The sequence below is a fragment of the Microbispora sp. NBC_01389 genome (assembly GCF_045040095.1).
Classification (GTDB): Bacteria; Actinomycetota; Actinomycetes; order Streptosporangiales; family Streptosporangiaceae; genus Microbispora.
In genome coordinates, this window is sequence record NZ_CP109552.1 from 6,435,317 (window position 1) to 6,451,019 (window position 15,703).

14 protein-coding genes are annotated in these 15,703 nt (G+C 70.8%); 2 read left to right on the top strand and 12 right to left on the bottom strand.

Going from position 1 to position 15,703, the window contains the following annotated elements; translation table 11 throughout:
- Positions 1-81 precede the first annotated feature (81 nt).
- Positions 82-1,233: an FAD-dependent oxidoreductase gene (locus OG344_RS28395; protein ID WP_405085711.1), complete on the bottom strand. Its 1,152-nt coding sequence runs from the start codon at positions 1,231-1,233 to the stop codon at positions 82-84.
- Between the two features lie 80 nt (positions 1,234-1,313).
- Between OG344_RS28395 and OG344_RS28400 the strand changes: the two genes are divergently transcribed.
- Positions 1,314-1,781: a MarR family winged helix-turn-helix transcriptional regulator gene (locus OG344_RS28400; protein ID WP_405085712.1), complete on the top strand. Its 468-nt coding sequence runs from the start codon at positions 1,314-1,316 to the stop codon at positions 1,779-1,781.
- Between the two features lie 189 nt (positions 1,782-1,970).
- Here OG344_RS28400 and OG344_RS28405 read toward each other — a convergent pair whose 3' ends face one another.
- From OG344_RS28405 to uvrA, 11 genes are all read right to left on the bottom strand, one after another.
- Complete coding sequence (locus tag OG344_RS28405; RefSeq protein ID WP_327046316.1) at positions 1,971-2,318, bottom strand: RNA polymerase-binding protein RbpA; 348 nt, start codon at positions 2,316-2,318, stop codon at positions 1,971-1,973.
- Between the two features lie 72 nt (positions 2,319-2,390).
- On the bottom strand, positions 2,391-2,621 hold the full coding sequence (gene secG / locus OG344_RS28410; protein WP_405085713.1) for a preprotein translocase subunit SecG: 231 nt from the start codon (positions 2,619-2,621) through the stop codon (positions 2,391-2,393).
- A 172-nt stretch (positions 2,622-2,793) separates the two neighbouring features.
- The gene (gene tpiA / locus OG344_RS28415; protein WP_405085714.1) at positions 2,794-3,573 is read right to left on the bottom strand and encodes a triose-phosphate isomerase; all 780 of its coding nucleotides are present in this window, start codon (positions 3,571-3,573) and stop codon (positions 2,794-2,796) included.
- On the bottom strand, positions 3,574-4,761 hold the full coding sequence (locus OG344_RS28420) for a phosphoglycerate kinase (protein WP_405085715.1): 1,188 nt from the start codon (positions 4,759-4,761) through the stop codon (positions 3,574-3,576).
- Positions 4,761-5,765 (bottom strand): type I glyceraldehyde-3-phosphate dehydrogenase, encoded by a 1,005-nt coding sequence (gene gap / locus OG344_RS28425; protein WP_327046320.1) that lies wholly within the window; start codon positions 5,763-5,765, stop codon positions 4,761-4,763. Before gap ends, OG344_RS28420 begins: the two co-directional genes overlap by 1 nt.
- 203 nt (positions 5,766-5,968) lie before the next feature.
- Positions 5,969-6,949, bottom strand: a complete 981-nt coding sequence (gene whiA / locus OG344_RS28430; RefSeq protein WP_327046321.1) for a DNA-binding protein WhiA — start codon at positions 6,947-6,949, stop codon at positions 5,969-5,971.
- A 63-nt stretch (positions 6,950-7,012) separates the two neighbouring features.
- Positions 7,013-7,930 (bottom strand): uridine diphosphate-N-acetylglucosamine-binding protein YvcK, encoded by a 918-nt coding sequence (gene yvcK / locus OG344_RS28435; protein WP_327049620.1) that lies wholly within the window; start codon positions 7,928-7,930, stop codon positions 7,013-7,015.
- Positions 7,931-8,105: 175 nt separating this feature from the next.
- Positions 8,106-8,975: an RNase adapter RapZ gene (rapZ, locus tag OG344_RS28440; protein WP_405085716.1), complete on the bottom strand. Its 870-nt coding sequence runs from the start codon at positions 8,973-8,975 to the stop codon at positions 8,106-8,108.
- A 91-nt stretch (positions 8,976-9,066) separates the two neighbouring features.
- Entirely contained in the window at positions 9,067-11,007 is a 1,941-nt protein-coding gene (gene uvrC / locus OG344_RS28445) for an excinuclease ABC subunit UvrC (protein ID WP_405085717.1), read from the bottom strand.
- Positions 11,008-11,191: 184 nt separating this feature from the next.
- On the bottom strand, positions 11,192-11,617 hold the full coding sequence (locus tag OG344_RS28450) for a Rieske (2Fe-2S) protein (protein WP_405085718.1): 426 nt from the start codon (positions 11,615-11,617) through the stop codon (positions 11,192-11,194).
- 227 nt (positions 11,618-11,844) lie between these two features.
- Positions 11,845-14,685 (bottom strand): excinuclease ABC subunit UvrA, encoded by a 2,841-nt coding sequence (gene uvrA, locus OG344_RS28455; RefSeq protein ID WP_405085719.1) that lies wholly within the window; start codon positions 14,683-14,685, stop codon positions 11,845-11,847.
- Positions 14,686-15,050: 365 nt separating this feature from the next.
- Here uvrA and OG344_RS28460 point away from each other — a divergent pair, with 365 nt between their 5' ends.
- Positions 15,051-15,695: an MBL fold metallo-hydrolase gene (locus tag OG344_RS28460; RefSeq protein ID WP_405085720.1), complete on the top strand. Its 645-nt coding sequence runs from the start codon at positions 15,051-15,053 to the stop codon at positions 15,693-15,695.
- Positions 15,696-15,703: the final 8 nt, after the last annotated feature.

Here is a 15,703-nt window from a genome sequence, read left to right on the forward strand (position 1 = left end):
GCTCGACGAGCGCCCCGGCCGGCGCGAGGACGACCACCTCGGCGGACGACAGAAGCGGCCGGCCCCGCCTGATCGCCTCGTTCAGCCGAACCGGCGGGGCATGAACGGCTGGTCGCGGGAGGCGGCGACGGCCGCGAAGCCGTACCGGAGCATCTCCCGCTCGTAGCCCGCCAGGGCGGCGGGCGGCGGCACGTCCCGGGCAGCGGCCTCGGCCAGCGTGCGGGTGAGCAGAGCGGCGTCGCGGAGGGTGACGTTGGCGCCCTCGCCCCGGCCGGGAGACATGGTGTGGATCGCGTCGCCGAGCAGGGTGACGTTCCCGGTGGTCCAGGGTTCGACGGGCCGGGCGGTCCGCAGCGCGACCGGGAAGGTGGCGGACACGTCGGCCTCCTCGACGATCCCCCGGGCCGCCGGGTGGAAGCGGGCGATCGCCTCCAGGGCCGCCCGGTGCAGTGTGGCGGCATCGGCCTGCCGCAGGTCCGCCGCGCTCCCCCAGTCGCTGTCGCACGACACCTGCCAGGCGAAGTAGGCGGGCACCGGAGTGAGCCGTACGGCGGGAGACCCCGGCGGCGGTTCACCGGCCCGGCAGGTGGCGACCGAAAGAGCCGGGCCGGCGGGATCGATCAGCCGGTTGAAGGTGTCCACGAGGATCCCCGGCACCCGGTCCAGCATCCCGGGCGTGATCGGTGTGCGGCCGTAGACGAAGACTCCGGCGTCGTCGACCACCGCCTCGGGCAGCAACTGGCGGCGCACCCGGGAGCCGGTCCCGTCCGCCCCGACGAGCAGGTCACCCACGGCGGAGGTCCCGTCGGCGAAGTGCGCGCGGACGCGGCCGTCCGGCAGGTGGTCGTACCGGACGAACTCCGCGCCGAAGTTGGCGATCCCGTCCAGCCCGGCGAAGAGGATCTCCCGCAGCGTGAGCCGGTTCACCCCGAAGAACCGGTCCCCAGGGAGGGGCGGGATGGGCTTTTCGAACTTCGGGGTGAGCCGGTGGTCGAGGAACGCCATCCGCGTGGCCGGGCGCAGGGACGTCGCCACAGACAGGTCGAACAGGTCGTCCGGCAGGCAGGCGCGCAGGCCCGCGCTGCCGTCCTCCTTGATGGAGATGCGCCAGCCCTGGCCGCGGAAGAACGCCGAGCCGTCGCGTTCGTAGAGGGCGACGCCGACGCCGGCCTTCCTGAGCCCCTGGGCGAGGGCCAGGCCGCCGATGCCGCCGCCGATGATCAGTACGTGCATGCGGGTCCTTTCGGTGAGCCGGTCCAGCGTACGGGAATAGCTGTCACGACAGCAACAGTCGCGTCAGTTAGCATGCGGGGATGACGAACGACCGACGGATGCGCGGGGGCGACGGCGTCCCGATCCAGCTCGTGCTCGGGGGCGGGTCCCTGCTCAACCAGGTGGGGCGCGAACTGCGCACGGTGGTGGACGGCATGCTGGCGCCGTACGATCTGACGGCCCAGCAGGCGGCGCTGCTGCTGAGCGCGGCGCGCGAGGAGACCAGCCCCAACCGGCTCGCGCCCGAGCTGGGCACCGACACCGCGGGCATGACGAGGCTGCTCGACCGGCTGGAGGCGAAGGGCCTGGTGCGGCGGCGCCGGCACCCGGACGACCGCCGGTCGGTCGTCGTCGAGGTGACCGGGCAGGGCCGCGCGCTCGTGCCGCGGCTCGCGCCCGTGTTCGGCAGGGCGAGCGCCCGGCTGCTCGCCGGTCTCTCGGAGGAGGAGGTGCGCCTGCTCACGGCTCTGCTGGAACGCATGCTGCGCAACCTCAGACAGGACGCCTGAACGACCGGCCCGCGAGAGCCGGCTGTGGGCGGGGCCGGCTGTGGGCGGGAACGCGAAAGCCCGGAGCCGTGAAGGCTCCGGGCCTGCTCGGGTCGCCGGGACCGCTCGCGCGGCCCCGGACACCCGGCTACTTCCTCGTCGTCCGCGGATCGACGATCCCCGCGGACGCCGTACGGGCGACCTCGGCGGTCAGTAGATCGGGCGGGAGGAGGAGCGCAGCCGCTCCAGCGCCTCGGCGAGGATCTGCGCGCCGTCCTTGTCGCTGCGGCGCTCCTTCACGTACGCGAGGTGCGTCTTGTACGGCTCGTTGCGCGGCGGAGCCGGCGGGCTCGACTGGTCCTGCCCGGCCGGCAGCCCGCACCGCGGGCAGTCCCAGAACTCGGGGACGGCCGCGTCGCTGGCGAAGCTCGGGCGCGTCTCGTGCATGTTGGCGCACCAGAACGGGACCCGCACACGGGGGGCGGCCTCGCCGCGTTCGGCCTCTCCCATGGGGCCGGCGCCGACTCGGCTGCCACGGATCGCGTTGCCACTACCCACCGATGAACTCCTTGCTCGATCGCCCCGCGGACGGGGGAAGGTGAATCTCTGTCACGCGTGGCCGGAGACCGTCTACGGCTTGAGCAGCAGGCCCAGCGCGATGATGCAGACGAGCCAGACGCTGCCCGTGATGACGGTCAGGCGGTCCAGGTTGCGCTCGACCACCGACGATCCGCCGAAGGACGACGAGAAGCCGCCGCCGAACAGGTCGGACAAGCCGCCGCCCTTGCCCTTGTGAAGCAGCACGAGCAGCACCATCAAGGCGCTCGCCAGGATGAGGGCGATGGAGATTCCGATTATCACCGTAGACCTGTTCCTAATATCCGGGCGTGCACGACGCGGTGCACGGCGTCATCAACGTGCGAGTGCACGATGCCGTCAGCGTTGCGGATGCACGATGCCATCAGCGTGACGATTCATTTGTGTCCTTCGAGGGTACGACTTGTTGTCAAGTCGCACCCTCCGAACGGCACAGCTAGCCGGAGACTTCGCCGAAACGGCAGATCTTGACGTACTCGCCCGCATCGAGGCTGGCCCCTCCGACGAGGGCGCCGTCGATGTCGGCTTCCGCCATGATCCCGGCGACGTTGTCCGACTTCACCGAGCCACCGTAAAGGATACGGACAGCGGCGGCCACATCGTCACCGTACAGCTCGGCGAGTCTCGTCCTGATGGCGCCGCACACCTCCTGGGCGTCCTTCGGGGTGGCGACCTCGCCGGTCCCGATCGCCCAGACCGGCTCGTACGCGACCACGATGGACTTCGCCTGGTCGGCGGGCACACCTTCCAGCGCGCCGTCGAGCTGCGCCAGCGTGTGCTCGACCTGGCGGCCCTCCTGGCGCACCGGCAGCCCCTCGCCCACGCACAGGATCGGCGTCAGCGAGTGCCGGTAGGCGGCCTTGACCTTGGCGTTGCACAGCGCGTCGTCCTCGGCGTGGTACTGCCGCCGCTCCGAGTGACCCACGAGGACGTAGGCACAGCCGAGCTTGCCCAGCATCGCCCCGGAGATCTCCCCGGTGTACGCCCCGGAGTCATGCGCGGACAGGTCCTGCGCGCCGTAGGCGATGCGCAGCTTGTCGGCGTCCACCAGCGTCTGCACGCTGCGCAGGTCGGTGAACGGCGGGATGACCGCCACCTCCGCCCTGTCGTGGTCGCGGTCGTTCAGCGAGAACGCCAGCTTCTGCACCAGGTTGATGGCCTCGAGGTGGTTGAGGTTCATCTTCCAGTTGCCGGCGAAAAGCGGCTTGCGCGCCATCTAGTCCTCCAGCGCCGCGAGTCCGGGCAGCGTCTTGCCTTCGAGGTACTCGAGGCTGGCGCCACCACCGGTGGAAATGTGCGAGAAACCATCCTCGGGCAGCCCGAGCCTACGCACGGCCGCGGCGGAGTCGCCGCCGCCGACCACGGTGAACGCCTCGGACGCCACCAGCGCCTCGGCCACCGCGCGGGTGCCGCCGGAGAACGCGTCGAACTCGAACACGCCCATCGGGCCGTTCCAGAACACGGTCCGCGCGTCGGCCAGCTTGGCGGCGAACAGTTCCCGGGTGCGGGGGCCGATGTCGAGGCCCTCGCGGTCGGCCGGGATCGCCGTGGCCGCGACGACGTCGTGCGGGGCGTCTGCCCCGAACTCGGTCGCGGCCAGCACGTCGACCGGCAGCACCAGCTCGACCCCGCGGGAGGCCGCCTCGTCGAGGAAGCCCTTCACCTGGTCGATCTGGTCCTCCTGCAGCAGCGAATTGCCCACCTCGTGGCCCTGGGCCTTGAGGAAGGTGTAGGCCATGCCGCCGCCGATGAGCAGGCGGTCCACCTTGGCCAGCAGGTTCGCGATCACGCCGAGCTTGTCGGAGACCTTCGCGCCGCCCAGGACGACGACGTACGGCCGGGCCGGGTCCTCGGTGAGCCTGCGCAGCACGTCGACCTCGGCGAGGACCAGGTCGCCCGCCGCGTGCGGCAGCCGCTTGGGCAGGTCGTAGACGCTGGCGTGCTTGCGGTGCACGGCGCCGAAGCCGTCGCCGACGTAGACGTCGGCGAGCGCGGCGAGCCGCTCCGCGAACTCCGCCCTGACCGCGTCGTCCTTGGACTCCTCGCCCGGCTCGAAGCGCAGGTTCTCCAGCAGGGCGACCTGCCCGTCCTGGAGGCCCGCGACCACGCTCTGGGCCGACTCGCCGACCGTGTCGGCGGCGAACGCCACGTCCTCGCCGAGCAGTTCGGCCAGCCGCCGGGAGACCGGGGCGAGCGAGTACTTCGGCGTGACGGAGCCCTTGGGCCGGCCGAGGTGCGCGGCGACGACGACCTTCGCCCCGCGCTCCAGCAGCTTCCTGATCGTCGGCACCGACGCGCGGATGCGCCCGTCGTCGGTGATCGTCTCCCCGTCGAGGGGGACGTTGAGGTCGGCGCGCACGAACACGCGCCGGCCCTTCACGTCGAGCTCGTCGATTCCGATCATCAGAGGGAGGCGCCCACGAACTCGATGAGGTCGCCGAGGCGGTTCGAGTAACCCCACTCGTTGTCGTACCAGCCGACGACCTTGACCTGGTTGCCGATGACCTTGGTGAGACCGGCGTCGAAGATGCAGGACGACGGGTCGGTGACGATGTCGCTGGAGACGATCTCGTCCTCGGTGTAGGTCAGGAAGCCCTTGAGCGGGCCCTCGGCGGCGGCCTTCAGCGCGGCGTTGACCTCCTCGACGGAGGTCTCGCGGCCGACCTCGACGGTCAGGTCGGTGGCCGAGCCCGTCGGGATCGGCACGCGTAGCGCGTAGCCGTCGAGCTTGCCCTTGAGCTCGGGCAGGACCAGGCCGATGGCCTTGGCGGCGCCGGTGGAGGTCGGGACGATGTTCAGCGCGGCAGCGCGGGCGCGGCGCAGGTCGCTGTGCGGGCCGTCCTGCAGGTTCTGGTCCTGCGTGTAGGCGTGGATGGTGGTCATCAGACCCTTCTCGATACCGAAGGTGTCGTTGATGACCTTGGCCATCGGGGCCAGGCAGTTGGTGGTGCAGGAGGCGTTCGAGATGATCGTGTGAGCGGCCGGGTCGTAGATGCCGTGGTTGACACCCATGACGATCGTCACGTCCTCGTTCTTCGCCGGAGCGGAGATGATGACCTTCTTCGCACCGTTGTCGGCGTGCACCTTGGCCTTGGTGGCGTCGGTGAACAGACCGGTCGACTCGACGACGACGTCGACACCCAGGTCGCCCCAGGGGAGCTTGGCCGGGTCGCGCTCGGCGAAGGTCTTGATCGCCTTGCCGTCGACGGTGATCTCGTCAGCCGAGGACTTGACCTCGTACGGCAGGCGGCCCAGGATGCTGTCGTACTTCAGCAGGTGGGCCAGCGTGGCGTTGTCGGTGAGGTCGTTGACGGCCACGATCTCGATGTCCTTGCCGCTGGCCGCCACAGCGCGCCAGAAGTTGCGGCCGATACGGCCGAAGCCGTTGACGCCTACGCGGATGCTCACGGATCCGATCTCCTCGTACGTCGTGCGCCGGTGTACCGGCGCCAGGGCTGTGTTAAACCTCAATGACAGACCTTATCGGACCCAAATTGGTGTAGACCACGGGGCCGCGTTTTGGCGGCGTGTCCGGCCCCGCGAGCCGGTGAACGGCTCCGTTCTCCCAGGCGGCGGGCCCGGAAACCCTCCCGGCGGCGGCCGGGAGCGGGTCAGTGCGCGAGCATGTCAACGGTGAGGTTGGCCTCGGTGTTGGCGATGCCGAGGTCCTGGGCGCGCTTGTCGGCCATGGCGAGCAGTCGCCGGATGCGCCCGGCGATGGCGTCCTTGGTCAGCGGCGGGTCGGCGATCTGGCCCAGCTCCTCCAGGGACGCCTGCTTGTGCTCCACCCGGAGCCGGCCCGCGATCACCAGGTGCTCGGGGGCGTCCTCACCGAGGATCTCCAGCGCCCGCTGGACCCTCGCCCCCGCCGCCACGGCAGCCCGGGCGGACCTGCGGAGGTTGGCGTCGTCGAAGTTGGCCAGGCGGTTGGCGGTGGCCCGCACCTCCCGGCGCATCCGCCGCTCCTCCCAGGCCAGCACGCTGTCGTGCGCGCCGAGCCGGGTCAGCAGCGCGCTGATCGCGTCGCCGTCGCGCACGACCACCCGGTCGACCCCGCGCACCTCACGGGCCTTGGCGTGGATCTTCAGGCGCCGGGCGGAGCCGACCAGGGCCAGCGCCGCCTCCGGCCCGGGGCAGGTCACCTCCAGCGACATCGACCGGCCCGGCTCGGTCAGCGAGCCGTGGGCGAGGAAGGCTCCCCGCCAGGCCGCCTCGGCGTCGCAGGTGGCGCCGGACACGACCTGCCGGGGCAGGCCGCGCACCGGCCGGCCGTGGTTGTCGATGAGGCCGGTCTGCCGGGCGAGCGCCTCGCCGTCCTTGTAGACCCGTACGACATAGCGCGAGCCCTTGCGCAGCCCGGCCGGGGCCAGCACGAGGACCTCGGCCTTGTGGCCGAAGACCTCCCCGATGTCCTTGATGAGCCGGCGGGCGGTGGCGTTGGTGTCGAGTTCGGCCTCGATCACGATCCGCCCGCCCACGAGGTGCAGCCCGCTGGCGAACCGCAGCAGCGTCGACACCTCCGCCTTGCGGCAGCAGGGCTTGAGCACCGGAAGGCGGCTCAGCTCGTCTTTCACCACGCCCGTCATGGCCATCTGCGCGTGTCCTCCCCCAAACAGACTCTGCCCGTCAGTCTCTCGCACCTTGGGAGCAGGCAATCACCGCTTCGCGCGGAAAATCTCGGCCAGGACAGCGGCAAGTCGTGGTCCGTCGTGCCGGGCAGATCCGTCAGACGCTGCCACATCGGCCAGAACGACCCGGGCGCCCATCGCCCCCGCGGCCTTCTCCAGCGCCCTCGCGTCGCCCACCACCGCACGGTCGGCGACCACCGCGTCGAGGAGCAGGGCGGGGGCGTGCTCCCTGAGCACCTCCAGGTGCCGTTCGGGGGAGAAACCGTCGGTCTCGCCGGCCTGCGGTGCCAGGTTGAGGATCACCAGCCGGCGGGCGCCGCTCTCGTGCAGCGCCCGGGCGAGCCCGGGCACCTTGAGGTGCGGCAGCACGCTGGTGAACCACGACCCCGGCCCGAAGACCACCCAGTCGGCGGCCTCGATGGCCTCGATCGCCTGGGGGCAGGCGGGAGGGTCGGGCGGCAGCAGCGAGATGGAGCGCACCCGGCCGGGCGTCAGCGCGCAGGCGACCTGCCCCCGCACCGTCGTGACGGCGCCGTCCAGCTCGACCTCCGCCTGGATGTCGAGCGGCACCGACGCCATCGGCAGCACCCGGCCGTGGGCGCCGAGCAGCCGGCCCACCCACTCCAGGCCGACGACGGGGTCCTGGAGGAGCTCCCACAAGGCGACGATGAGCAGGTTGCCGACCGCGTGCCCGTGCAGGTCGCCCTCGCTGCGGAAACGGTGCTGGACCACCTCGCTCCAGGTCCTGCCCCACTCGTCGTCGCCGCACAGGGCCGCGAGCGCCATCCGCAGGTCACCCGGGGGCAGGACGCCGAGCTCACGCCTGAGACGGCCGCTGGAGCCGCCGTCGTCGGCGACGGTCACCACGGCCGACAGATCATCGGTGACGGTCCTGAGGGCCGACAGGGAGGCGTACAGGCCGTGACCGCCGCCGAGCGCGACCACCTTGGGGCCGCTGCTCGCGGGCGCCGCGTCGTTCCGGGGATCGCTCAGGGGTTCGCCCGGGGGTTCGCTCGGGGGGTCGTTCCGCATCCAGTCACGGTACGCCCCTTTCGGCGCGATTCGCCCTACCCGCGCCGTCACGCGATCACGACGGGGGACGCCGTGCCGGGCGGGCGGGTCACTCGCGGCCCACGTCCCGGTGGCTGACCTGGACGTCCATGCCGCGGTCCCGGAAGCGGGCGCCGAGTTGCTCGGCCATCGCCACGCTGCGGTGCTTCCCGCCGGTGCAGCCCACGGCGAGCGTGGCGTAGCTCTTGCCCTCGCGGGTGTAGCCGGCGGCCACCACGCCGAAGACTTCCTCGTAGCCGTCGAGGAACTCCTTGGCGCCGGGCTGGCCGAGCACGTAGTCGCGCACAGGCGCGTCGAGGCCGTTCATCGGCCGGAGCTCCGGCACCCAGTGAGGGTTGGGCAGGAACCGGCAGTCGACCACGAGATCCGCGTCGACCGGCATGCCGTACTTGTAGCCGAATGACACCACGTTCACCTTGAGGCCCGGACGGTCCTCGCCGCCGAAGAACGAAACGATCTTCTTGCGCAGCTCGTGGACGTTCAGCAGGGACGTGTCGATGACCAGATCGGCGTTGGCGCGGATCTCGCGGAGGATGCCGCGCTCACGGTCGATCCCGTCGACGAGCCGCCCGTCGCCCTGCAGGGGGTGGGGCCGCCGCACGTTCTCGAACCTGCGGACCAGCTCCTCGTCGCTGGCTTCGAGGAACACCACCCGGACGCCGACGCCGCGCCCGTCGAGGTCCTTGATCGCGGCGTTGAGGTCGGTGGTGAAGGCGAGACTCCGCACGTCCACCACGGCCGCGACCCGGTCGGCGGCCACGTTCACCCGGCCCGCCTCCTCGGCGAGCGAGGACAGCAGGCCGGGCGGCAGGTTGTCGATGACGAACCAGCCGAGGTCCTCCAGGGCCTTCGCAGCGGTGCTGCGCCCCGCGCCCGACATTCCCGTGATCACCACGAATGCCGGCTCAGTCGTGCTCATCGCCCGCTCACCGCCTTGCCGCCCGATGTCCAGCCCAACCTATCAACCGGCCATCCCGCGGCACCCCGCGACGCACCCGGGCACCGCCCGCTCACGATCCCTGCCCGGCGGGTGACGGGCTCTGCCCGCGCAGCGCCGCGACGATGGCCTCGGCGGTCGCCGGGCCGATGCCGGGGACCGCCTGGATCTCCTCCGCACTGGCCTCGCGCAGCCGCTTCACCGAGCCGAAGTGACGCAGCAGCGCCTGCCGTCGCGCCGGGCCCAGGCCCGGCACCTGGTCGAGCGCGCTCTCCCGGAGCGGCTTCGACCTCTTCGACCGATGGTAGGTGATGGCGAACCGGTGCGCCTCGTCCCGGACACGCTGCAACAGGTACAGTCCCTCGCTGCTGCGCGGCAAAATCACCGGCTGGTCGTCACCGGGCAGCCAGACCTCCTCCAGCCGCTTGGCCAGGCCGCAGACCGCGACGTCGTCGACACCGAGCTCGTCCAGCGCCCGCCGCGCCGCCGCGGCCTGCGCCGGACCGCCGTCCACCACGACGAGATTGGGGGGATAGGCGAACTTCCGGGGACGGCCGGTCTCCGGGTCGATCGGCGTCCCCACGGCCGGTTCGCGTACGCCGTCGTCGGCGTCCAGTTCCCCGGTCGCCACGCGCTCTTCCAGATAGCGCTTGAACCTCCGGCAGATGACCTCGTATATCGAGGCCACGTCGCCCTCGCCGCTCCGGATGGAGAAGCGGCGGTATTCGCTCTTGCGGACCAGGCCGTCCTCGAAGACCACCATCGAGGCGACCACGTTCTCGCCCTGGATGTGCGACACGTCGTAGCACTCGATCCGCAGCGGCACCTGGTCGAGGTCGAGGGCGTCGGCGATCTCCTGCAGGGCCCGGCTGCGCGTGGTCAGGTCACTCGCCCGGCGCAGCTTGTGCTGGGCCAGCGACTCCTTCGCGTTGCGCTCGACGGTCTCCATGAGGCTCTTCTTGTCGCCCCGCTGGGGGACGCGCAGGTCCACCCGGGAGCCCCGCTGCTCGCTCAGCAGCTCGGCCAGCGCGGTCTCGTCCGGCGGCCGGGCGGGCACGAGGATCTCGCGGGGGATCGTCGCCTCGCCGTACATTTGGAGCAGGAACTGTTCGACCAGTTCGCCGGGGGTGGTCTCCTCGACCTTGTCGACCACCCAGCCGCGCTGGCCGCGGATGCGCCCGCCGCGCACGTAGAAGACCTGGACCGCCGCCTCCAGCGGGTCCTCCGCGAGGGCGATCACGTCGCAGTCGGTGCCGTCGCCGAGCACCACCGTCTGCTTCTCCAGCGCCCGCTGCAACGCCTGCACGTCGTCACGGAGCCGGGCGGCCCGCTCGTACTCCTCCACGGCGGCGGCGTCGCGCATCTCGCGCTCCAGCCGCTTGACGAATCGCCCGGTGTTGCCGGCCATGAAGTCGCAGAAGTCCTCGGCGAGGGCGCGGTGCTCTTCGGGGGTGACCCTTCCGACGCAGGGCGCGGAGCACTTGTCGATGTATCCGAGCAGGCACGGCCGCCCGATCTGCCCGGCCCGCTTGAACACGCCCGCCGAGCAGGTGCGCACGGGGAAGACCCGCAGCAGCAGGTCGACGGTCTCCCGGATGGCCCAGGCGTGCGAGTAGGGGCCGAAGTAGCGGGTGCCCTTCCGCTTGGCCCCCCGCAGCACCTGCACCCGGGGGAAGTCCTCCCCCATCGTCACGGCCAGGAAGGGATACGACTTGTCGTCGCGGTACTTGACGTTGAACCGCGGATCGAACTCCTTGATCCAGGAGTATTCGAGCTGGAGCGCCTCGACCTCGTTGCCGACCACGGTCCAGTCCACCGAGGCCGCGGTCGTGAGCATGGTCTGCGTCCGCGGGTGCAGGCCGGCGAAGTCCGCGAAGTAGGAGTTGAGCCGCTGCCGGAGGCTCTTCGCCTTGCCGACGTAGACGACCCGGCCGTCCGGGTCACGGAAGCGATAGACGCCTGGCGATTCGGGGATCGATCCGGGCGCCGGTCGGTAGATTGCCGGGTCCGCCACATCCCAAAGACTACTGGGCCCCACTGACATTCCCGCCGCCTCGGCGATCCCTCCGATGCTCCCGGCGACGTCCTTTACACTGTAGATCATCAGCTTGGAAAGGCGCCGCCATCCGAGAAGGCCACGGGCCGGCGGCGGGCCGTCGCGATCTCGCGCGACGGCCCGCCGCCGGCCCGCACGCGGATCAGGCGAGGGTGATGCTGTCGCCGCTGACCGTGATCTTCTTCTCGGCGAGCGGCTTGCTCGCCGGAGGTTTGGTCACGGACCCGTCCTTGGCGCTGAACCTGCTGCCGTGGCACGGGCAGACGATCTCGTTGTCCGCGACGCTCCCGACCGGGCAGCTCTTGTGGGTGCAGGTCGCGCTGAACGCCTTGAACGTGCCGGCCTCGGGCTGGGTGACGACGACGTCCTGGTCCTTGAAGACCTTGCCGCCCCCGACCGGGATGTCGGAGGTCTTCGCGATCTCCCGGCCGCCCGCCGCGGCCTGGCCGTCCGCCGGAGCCTGCTCGGACGCGGCCGTGCTGTCGTCACCCGAGCACGCGCTCAGGACGGCCGCCAGCCCGACCCCTCCGGCACTGAAGATCACGGCCCGGCGTGTCGAATCCGTCATGCTCTTCCTTCCCTCATACCGCGGCCCGGGACGGATGTCCGTCCCGGGTTCTCCCCTTGGGTGACGCGTCACCCCTGTGTGTCCAGGTACGGCCTTCACCCATGGCCGGTTCAGCCGGCCCGTTCAGTGAGCCGGTCCGGTGAGCCGGTCTGGTGGGCCGGTCCGGTGGGACGTTCCGGGGGACGCCGCCCGAGCGGAAAGAGTAGGGAGAAATCATGAGAGAACTCTCATACAGCCAGGATTTTCCTGAGGAACGCGCCGGTGTGGCTCTCCTCGGCCTTCCCGACCTCCTCGGGGGTGCCGACGGCGACAACGGTGCCACCCCCGGACCCGCCCTCGGGTCCCATGTCGACGATCCAGTCGGCGGTCTTGATGACGTCGAGGTTGTGCTCGATGACGATGACCGTGTTGCCCGCGTCCACGAGCCGGTTGAGCACGCCGAGCAGCCGCCGGATGTCCTCGAAGTGGAGACCGGTGGTGGGCTCGTCCAGCACGTACACCGTGCGGCCGGTCGAGCGCCGCTGCAGTTCGGAGGCGAGCTTGACCCGCTGGGCCTCTCCGCCGGACAGCGTCGTGGCCGGCTGGCCCAGCCGTACGTAGCCGAGCCCGACGTCGTTCAGCGTCTGCAGGTGGCGGCGGATGGCGGGGATCGCCTCGAAGAACTCCAGCGCCTCCTCGATCGGCATGTCGAGGACCTCGGAGATCGTCTTGCCCTTGTAGTGGACCTCCAGGGTCTCCCGGTTGTACCGGGCGCCGTGGCAGACCTCACAGGGGACGTAGACGTCCGGCAGGAAGTTCATCTCGATCTTGATGGTGCCGTCGCCCGAGCACGCCTCGCAGCGCCCGCCCTTGACGTTGAAGCTGAACCGGCCCTGTAGGTAACCGCGGACCTTCGCCTCGGCCGTGGCCGCGAACAGCTTGCGCACGTGGTCGAAGACGCCGGTGTACGTCGCGGGGTTGGACCTCGGCGTCCGGCCGATCGGCGACTGGTCGACGTGGACGACCTTGTCGACCAGGTCGGTGCCGGCCACCCGGGAGTGCCGCCCGGGCACGGTCTTCGCGCCGTTCAGCTCCTTGGCCAGCGCGGCGTACAGGATGTCGTTGACGAGCGTCGACTTGCCCGAGCCGGAGACGCCGGTGACCGCGGTGAACACGCCGAGCGGGAACTCGACGTCCACACCCTTCAGGTTGTGCTCGCGGGCGCCCTTCACGACGAGCTGGCGCTTGCGGTCGCGCGGGCGCCGGATCTCCGGCACGGTGATCGCCTTGCGGCCCGACAGGTACGCCCCGGTCAGCGACTCCTCGCTGGCGAGCAGCTCCGGCACGGTGCCGGACACGACGACCTGGCCGCCGTGCTCGCCCGCGCCGGGGCCGATGTCGACGACCCAGTCGGCGGCGGCGATGGTGTCCTCGTCGTGCTCGACCACGATCAGCGTGTTGCCCATGTCACGCAGCCGGATCAGCGTCTCCAGCAGGCGCTGGTTGTCGCGCTGGTGCAGGCCGATGGACGGCTCGTCCAGCACGTAGAGCACGCCGACCAGGCCCGACCCGATCTGGGTGGCCAGCCGGATCCGCTGCGCCTCGCCGCCCGCCAGCGTGCCGGCGGCGCGGTCGAGCGTCAGGTAGTCGAGGCCGACGTCGAGCAGGAAGCCCAGCCGCGCGTTGATCTCCTTGACCACCCGCTCGGCGATGTGCATGTCACGCTCGGAGAGACGCAGGCCGGTCAGGAACCGCGCGCAGCCGGCGATCGACATCCCCGAGACCTCGGCGATCGAGGCGTCCCCCACGGTCACGGCCAGTGAGACCGGCTTGAGGCGGCGGCCCTGGCAGGCCGGGCAGGGCACCTCGCGCATGAAGCCCTCGAACCGCTCCCGGCTGGCGTCGCTCTCCGACTCGGCGTGCCGGCGCTGCACCCAGGGGATAACGCCCTCGAAGTCGGTGTAGTAGGAGCGCTGCCTGCCGTACCGGTTGCTGTAGCGGATGTGCACCTGCTCGTCGTGGCCGTGCAGGATCGCCTTGCGCGCCTTCTTCGTCAGCCGTTCCCAGGGGGTGTCGAGGTCGAAGCCGAGCGCGTTGCCGAGCGCCTCGATCAGTCGGACGAAGTAGTCGCTGGTGTGGCCGTTCGCCCACGGGCTGATCGCACCGTCGCCGAGCGTGCGCTCGGGGTCGGGCACGAGGAGGTCGGGGTCGACCTCCATGCGGGTGCCGAGGCCGGTGCATTCGGGGCAGGCGCCGAACGGCGAGTTGAACGAGAACGACCGGGGCTCCAGCTCCTCGAACGACAGGTCGTCGTAGGGGCAGTAGAGGTGCTCGGAGTAGAAGCGCTCGCGGCCCGGGTCGTCGTCCGGGAGGTCGACGAAGTCGAGGGTGATCGTGCCGCCGGACAGCTGCAGCGCGGTCTCCACCGAGTCGGTCAGCCGGCGCCGTGCGCCCTCCTTGACCGAGAGCCGGTCGACGATGACCTCGATGTCGTGTTTCTCGTACTTCTTGAGCGTCGGCGGCTCCTCCAGCCGCACGATCGTGCCGTCGACGCGGGCCCGCGCGTATCCCTTGGTCTGCAGCTCGCGGAACAGCTCGGCGTACTCCCCCTTGCGCCCGCGCACTATCGGGGCGAGCACCTGGAACCGGGTGCCCTCCTCCAGTTCGAGCACGCGGTCGACGATCTGCTGGGGGGTCTGGCGGGCGATCGGGCGGCCGCACTGGGGACAGTGCGGCTTGCCGATGCGGGCCCATAGCAGCCGCAGGTAGTCGTAGACCTCGGTGATCGTGCCGACCGTGGAGCGGGGGTTGCGGCTGGTCGACTTCTGGTCGATGGAGACGGCCGGGGAAAGGCCCTCGATGAAGTCCACGTCGGGCTTGTCCATCTGGCCCAGGAACTGCCGGGCGTAGGCGGACAGGGACTCCACGTACCGCCGCTGCCCCTCGGCGAAGATCGTGTCGAAGGCCAGGCTGGACTTGCCGGAGCCCGAGAGCCCGGTGAATACGATCAGGGCGTCTCGCGGGAGGTCGAGCGAGACGTCCTTCAAATTGTGTTCGCGTGCGCCACGCACGATCAGGCGGTCAGCCACGGTGGTCCCGATAAGTCGATGAGGTTGATGGAGGTGCACGGGCAGGCTATCCAGAGCCACCGACAATTCCAGGGGACGTCGTCCGGCGGCCGGAGGGGGGCGATCCCGGGTGCTGTCCAGGGACACGCTCCGTCACCAGGGTATGAGCTTCGTCAAACCCCCGCCCGCGTTCCGCGCGAAACCCCTGCTCGTACAACCGCCGGAGACGCCCTGCTCTTCCCGGCGGGCCGTGGGGAACGGCCGGAGGCGCCGGGGGCATGATTTCCTTCGTGTCCGTCATCGACATGTCCGTCATCGACGAAGTCGAGCGGGAGCCGGCCGCCGGCCCTCCGTCAGAGCCGGTCCACCGTCAGAGAGGAACGACGATGAGCTACACCGGAAACGTCACCAAGGGCGGGGCCGCCGACGTGCGGGAGGTCCCCGGGCTGACGATCTCCAAGATCGAGGTGGGCGACTTCGGCAACAACGCGTACCTGCTGCGCTGCACGGACACAGGCGATGGGCTGCTGATCGACGCGGCGGCCGAACCGGACCGGCTGCTCGGCCTGATCGGGGACATGCCGATCAGCTCCATCGTGACCACCCACCGGCACCCCGACCACTGGGGTGCGCTGGAGCAGGTCGCCCGGGCCACCGGCGCGCAGACCGTCGCCCACCCGCTGGACGCCCCCGAACTGCCGGTGAGGACGACCCTGGAGGTCGCGCACGGCGACCGGGTGACGGTCGGGGTGGTGACGCTGGACGTCATCCACCTGCGCGGCCACACGCCCGGCTCGATCGCGCTGCTCTACCAGGACCGCCACCTGTTCACCGGCGACTCCCTCTTCCCGGGCGGCGTGGGCAACACGCAGAAGGACGCGGCGCGGTTCGAGCAGCTGTTCACGGACGTGGTGGAACGGATCTTCGACCGCCTGCCGGACGAGACGTGGGTCTACCCCGGTCACGGCCGCGACACCACGCTCGGCGCCGAACGGCCGCACCTGCCCGAGTGGCGGGCTCGCGGCTGGTAAAGACCTCA